6 protein-coding genes and 1 pseudogene are annotated in these 4,980 nt (G+C 65.5%); 6 read left to right on the top strand and 1 reads right to left on the bottom strand.

Annotated features, from left to right (window positions below; genetic code table 11):
• Positions 1–338: 338 nt before the first annotated feature.
• Positions 339–443 (bottom strand): annotated as a pseudogene (locus ACIP98_RS41825) (hypothetical protein); the annotation flags it as partial.
• Positions 444–1,058: 615 nt separating this feature from the next.
• Between ACIP98_RS41825 and ACIP98_RS41830 the strand changes: the two are divergent.
• From ACIP98_RS41830 to ACIP98_RS41855, 6 genes are all read left to right on the top strand, one after another.
• Positions 1,059–1,553, top strand: a complete 495-nt coding sequence (locus tag ACIP98_RS41830) for a DUF6924 domain-containing protein (protein ID WP_401982067.1) — start codon at positions 1,059–1,061, stop codon at positions 1,551–1,553.
• Between the two features lie 332 nt (positions 1,554–1,885).
• The gene (locus tag ACIP98_RS41835; protein WP_401982056.1) at positions 1,886–2,332 is read left to right on the top strand and encodes a hypothetical protein; all 447 of its coding nucleotides are present in this window, start codon (positions 1,886–1,888) and stop codon (positions 2,330–2,332) included.
• Between the two features lie 129 nt (positions 2,333–2,461).
• Positions 2,462–2,590: a hypothetical protein gene (locus ACIP98_RS41840; protein ID WP_401982058.1), complete on the top strand. Its 129-nt coding sequence runs from the start codon at positions 2,462–2,464 to the stop codon at positions 2,588–2,590.
• Positions 2,591–2,595: 5 nt separating this feature from the next.
• The gene (locus tag ACIP98_RS41845; protein WP_401982059.1) at positions 2,596–2,940 is read left to right on the top strand and encodes a hypothetical protein; all 345 of its coding nucleotides are present in this window, start codon (positions 2,596–2,598) and stop codon (positions 2,938–2,940) included.
• Between the two features lie 13 nt (positions 2,941–2,953).
• Positions 2,954–3,289 (top strand): hypothetical protein, encoded by a 336-nt coding sequence (locus tag ACIP98_RS41850; protein WP_401982061.1) that lies wholly within the window; start codon positions 2,954–2,956, stop codon positions 3,287–3,289.
• Between the two features lie 1,136 nt (positions 3,290–4,425).
• Entirely contained in the window at positions 4,426–4,644 is a 219-nt protein-coding gene (locus ACIP98_RS41855) for a hypothetical protein (RefSeq protein WP_401982064.1), read from the top strand.
• The last annotated feature ends 336 nt before the right edge of the window (positions 4,645–4,980 follow it).

Here is a 4,980-nt window from a genome sequence, read left to right on the forward strand (position 1 = left end):
GATCTTGGAAGCCGTGCCTGTCACGTTCCGGGGCACCGCCGAGCTGGCAGATCGTCACGAACCGGGCGTCACGCGACTACGCCGAAGCCCTGCCTCCCGGAGTACGGGGTGCGAGCTCTGGAGGGGCGAGTTTCCTTTGATCGATGGGAGTCATCATCCAATGCCCTGAAATGCATCTTGACCTGCATTTATCCCACAAGAGCGGAGGCTTGGCAGTCCCGGATTGGATGCACTTTGAATGGACAGAGAAAACCGTGTACAAAGATGGTGAAGATTATCTTCATCCCGCAGCATCCCGACATCATTGAGCCGAAGATCCGAACGCGAATATCCTTCTGTTACGGGTTTTTTAGCCCGTACCGGCGCAGCCGCCAGAGGTCGAAGACTTCGCTCCCGTCGGCTGCGAAGTCCACATCGATCTCAGTGCCGTTGTCGCACGCGAAACGGTACCCCGCCCCTTGAACCGTGTAGGAGTAGGTGCCGGCTTGCCCACTCCGGCTTGTCCGGCGCGAGGGACCAAGCCGAGGACATCTGCGAGTCGCTCAAGCGAGGGGATCGCCGCCCTCATGGCCTCGTCAATCGCCTTCAGAGCGTCGACGTAACCAAGCAGGAGCCGCCGTGCATCCCGAACCCGTTCCATACGGCGTCATCCCCCCTGAGCCCGTAGCTGAAGGGATTCTTCCATGGGCCGCCAGCGTCTCCACAGGACGGCATTCTGAAACGATCAGCTAGCCAAACCGGTCGCCGCAATGACCTGCGCCCGCAGACCCTGCTCAGGCATTCCCTGACCCGGGAGTAATTCAAGAGCCCGCATAGCGGCATCGGACGCCTCAACCTGATGCGGCAAGGGAACCATCTCAACCTTTTCGGATCCCTTTCCACTACTGCCACCATGGATTGTTCAGCCCCTAGCCCATGACGATGAGGGCCCCTGTACTGCGCGCTCCGGGGATGGCGTGTGGCGCACACGCCTGAGAGAGTGATGTCAGCAGCCTTTGCTACGGTCGGCACGACCTGCTCCGATCAGGGAGCAGCGCATTCTTCAAGGGGTGACGACGATGGTGGCGCTGTCTGCACTGGCGGAGCACAATGAGCTGGCGGCTGTGATCTTCCGGACCGACTTCACGGACGAGGTCGGCTGGCGGGAGGTGATAGCGGAGCTTGAGCGGACATCCTTTGACGATGAGGACCCTGGCGATACCTTTGAGATAGTCGGCGCCCCAGAGTTGGATGGCTCCGACCCGGACGCGGTACTGGCAGCCGTAGCGGCTCAGGAGAAGCTGCGAGACCAACTGCGCGTGGTGTTCGTTGCCGACGCTACGACCGTGCGCCCCGGCCACCATGCCCTGCTGGCAATCACAACCAGGACCAGGGATGAGTGCGAAGACGATGAGGAGTACACGGCCCTGACCGAGTTCGGCCGCGCGTTCCGGACGGTGCCAAGGGGAGTCCACTCGATTCACGCCAATCTCGAAGTGGCCAACATGGGCTTCGAGGAGTACGCCGCGCTTGCGGATGCGGATCCCGAGGGCGTCTACCGAGACTACAACTGACACACCCCCTCCTCTGCCTGCCAGCCTGCTTGTTGCCGCACCCCCACCGGCGTCCGCCCTTCCTGACCCGTTCCGGATTGCGCTCCCTACAGCCCGGCCGCGCAATGGCCCGCCCAGGGCCTGCCGCAGACGCCGGACAGTCGCACACGTCGCCGACCCCATTGCATATGAATGTCAGCAGAAGGCGACCGATCTGGCGCACGTCTTCTATGCGGTCTAGGTTTCAGTGGCCCTACAGTTTGCTGTGATCTTCCTGCCGTTATTTTTCAGCATTCACGCGCGTGCAGTGCCGCGCATGCTGACTGGTGGGTTCCCTCGGATAAGGAGTAAGCGTGCGCAAACGATTTGCGCGGCTTGCGGCGACCAGTGCAGCGGTTGCCGGTATAGCTGTATCCACCCTGCTCGGTAGTGCCAGCAGTAGTGCCGCAGCAGGCGGGACACTGCCCGATACACAACTCCAAACGGTATCGTTCGAGCTGTGCGCTTCTGGTAACTACAGTGCACAGCTTCATTTTGTCGGAACTCTCGACGGCAACACGGGAGTTAATGACAGTCCGGTTGTCAAGAGTGGGCAGTCGTGCTGGTATGGCGAGCGCACAGTTAACGGCCGGATCAAGGTTCAGGTAAAGGGATTTTGGCTGTCGGGTAGTGGCTCTTTCGTGGTCAACGGGGGCCAACTTCCCTTCTACAGCGGTCAGAAGACCCTTTCAGTGCATACTCAAGGGACCACTGCGAACTCGGGTGCGGGTGCCTACTATTGGTATTCCGTAGGCTACTAAGGTTGTTGTGGTCGGCTCTGTTTCATATGGAGTAGGCCAGTAAGGCACGGTACCCCCTCAGGTAAGAGGGGGTACCGTGTTCCGGACGGATTGTGGGAGATCGCAGGGCCGTTGTTGCCGTCAGCGCGGGTGCGTACGCAAGGGGGTGGGGTCTCCATCAGCCAGGCGGCACTGCTGTGCTTCCAGAACCGGAACGAGATCGCCGACAAGAAGGCTCTCTTCCAACGGCAGACCGAGAACGGCATCGCTCAGCACTGAAGGAAATGCTGCCCTATTTCCTCGGTGCCGCCGGCCCCGAACAAGCGCTGCGCCGGTATCACTTGAAGGAGGCGCAGCGGGCCCAGCGCGCTGCTCAGCGCAAACTCGACGACGCCGAACGCAGCCGGGCCGCGGTGGACGCGAACGGCCTGGCCCTGCTTCGCCTCGCTCACCGTGAGGGCCTTGTGGAAGGGGTGCCTGCCGCACCGGACCCGCAGAAGATTCACTTCCTGCTGGAGCAGGCACTGACTGTCCCGGCTTCTGCCATCGGGCCGGTCGATCTGCGTGATCAGCGTCAAGGTTGTCCGACGAGCTCCGAAGCCTGCGTGGCCAGCTGCAGCACCCGATGAGGCGCTGGCTCTGGTGGATCGCTGGAAGCAGCAGGGCCAGGCCTTCACGGGGGAGTTGCACCTGCAACTGGGCCGGCTGAAATCTCTTGGCCTGCTGGGACCGGAGGGGGACCGCGATACGGCCGTGTGCCCTATGTGCGCGCGCCCGCTCGAGGAACCCGACGCGTCCTCCGTAGAGATCACCACGCTCACCCGGCAGTTGTCGCAGGAGCTCGATCAGGCGCAGAGCCTGCAGCCGATCCGCGGCCGCGGCGGGGCGGCCTGGGGGCCGCTGGCGCCGGGCCGGTGGGAAGGCGGGGGTGCGGCCCGGCGGGGCGGGCCGCAAACGACGCGGGCACAGCACTGGTGAGTGGCCCCTTCATGGCCACCGCCTTGTCGCGGGCCGCGGCGGGTGCGGACTCGAACAGCCCCCACTGCGGGGTCACTTGGGGAACGTCGGCCCCGATGACGGTGAAGCCAGAGTCGGCGAACAGGTGCCCGGCGAGCACGGCCTGGCCGCCGCCGTTCGGACCGATGAGGTGGATGTTCTGCCCGGACAGGGCGACCACCTGCCGCTTCACGCCGCGGAAGCGGACATGGGCACCCACCTTCACGGCCGGCCGGGTGGGCATGGGCTGGTTGTACGCGCCGATGCGACCCCCGGGGTCCCCTGCCAGGGGACGGGTGGGGCGCGGACTGTCGGATGCATGGCGGATGCAAACAGGGAAGTAACGTGCGGGCGGGGGGCTGCGACCTGGCGGGGCCGGCGGAGACCATGACCGAGATGCCGGGCGGTGACTACCAGTGCGATGAATGCCTGGGCGCGGTGATCGAGTGCGGCTCGGGGGACGATCCCGTGGTTGTGGAGAACACTTCGCTGAGCCGACCGGTCGGGGATCCCCAAGAGGCGCCCCATCGGCGGGCAGGCTGACCTGGCGATCGGCCGGGCGCGCGACAGGTCACCGGTGATGTTCACCGTTCCGGTACTCACCGCCTGCGTCCGGGAGCGGTGAGTACCGGGGCGGGGCCCCGCTCGAGTGGTGGCGTGGAGCCCCGGGGTGCGCATCGACGGCAACGTTGACGTGGGCGCGCATTGCTTTTACTGAAGCTCACCAGTGGTCGGTGAGTCGCGTGACGCGCCCGGCGTGCTCGGGTGGCCCGTTTGAAGCCGGGCCCGGCGCAGTCTTGTGATGGCGGTGAGGGGAAGCCGTCTGCACCGCTGGGCGGTGCGTACTCACCACGCGGGTCTCGGGGGCGGTGAGTGCGTGGGCCCCGCCTGGGTTGTGACGGCCTGGCGGGGCCCTGCGCTGGGCACTGGCTCGATGGCAGTACCGGTGCGCTCCCTTTACTGAAGCCGACTGCCCGCTGCGCAGTGGTGCGGCGTCGCCAGGCGGGCGGTCACTCCATTGGCGGTGGCGTGCCGGGATCGGGCGCCAGTGGTGCGCGTTCATGCGCGTTGTCGGAGGTGGTGTGCACGCGAATCCGGGGGTGCGGCAGGCTGGGCTGATGGAAGAGGCGAGATTCGTGGTGCACGGCCTGTCGGGCAGTGGCGGGCGGCTGGTAACGATGCACCGTGCCGGCCGCGTGGAGGACGACTATTTGGGGACGGCGTTCTCCGAGCACGACTTGCTGCTGATCCTGCAGTCGGCCGGGATACGGGAGCCGGATCTGCTGGTGGATGATCCACGCTGGGTGGAGTGGCGGGGCGCGGGTGCGCACCGGTGAGGGAGTGGCTGACCGCCCCGGAGCGGGCGTGCTGTCGTCAAGGGCCCTTGACGCTCGTCAGGGCGCGGGGTCGCTGGTGAATGACGGCTCACGGGCCCCGGTCTCCGCCGTCAAGGGGCCTTGACGACTCCCCAATCCTGACGTCAGGGGCCCTTGACATGGGGTGTCAAGGGATCCTGACGGCTGTTGCGAAGGGCCTTGACGTGGCGGGTGGTGCGCGCGGGGAGCTGGACGGGGCGCTGGACCGGTTGGAGGTGTTGCTGGTCGATGTGGCGGTGACCGATCCGCTGGCGGTGCTGGCGGCGGTGAGCCGATTGGAGGCGTCGATCGAGCGGC

Origin of the sequence: Streptomyces sp. NPDC088354 (assembly GCF_044753585.1) — a bacterium.
Lineage (GTDB): Bacteria > Actinomycetota > Actinomycetes > Streptomycetales > Streptomycetaceae > Actinacidiphila.

Excerpts from the sequence above, each read along its gene's own strand:
- ACIP98_RS41830 (WP_401982067.1), top strand. The coding sequence starts at position 1,059 with ATGGTGGCGCTGTCTGCACTGGCGGAGCACAATGAGCTGGCGGCTGTG.
- ACIP98_RS41855 (WP_401982064.1), top strand. The coding sequence starts at position 4,426 with ATGGAAGAGGCGAGATTCGTGGTGCACGGCCTGTCGGGCAGTGGCGGG.
- ACIP98_RS41845 (WP_401982059.1), top strand. The coding sequence starts at position 2,596 with ATGCTGCCCTATTTCCTCGGTGCCGCCGGCCCCGAACAAGCGCTGCGC.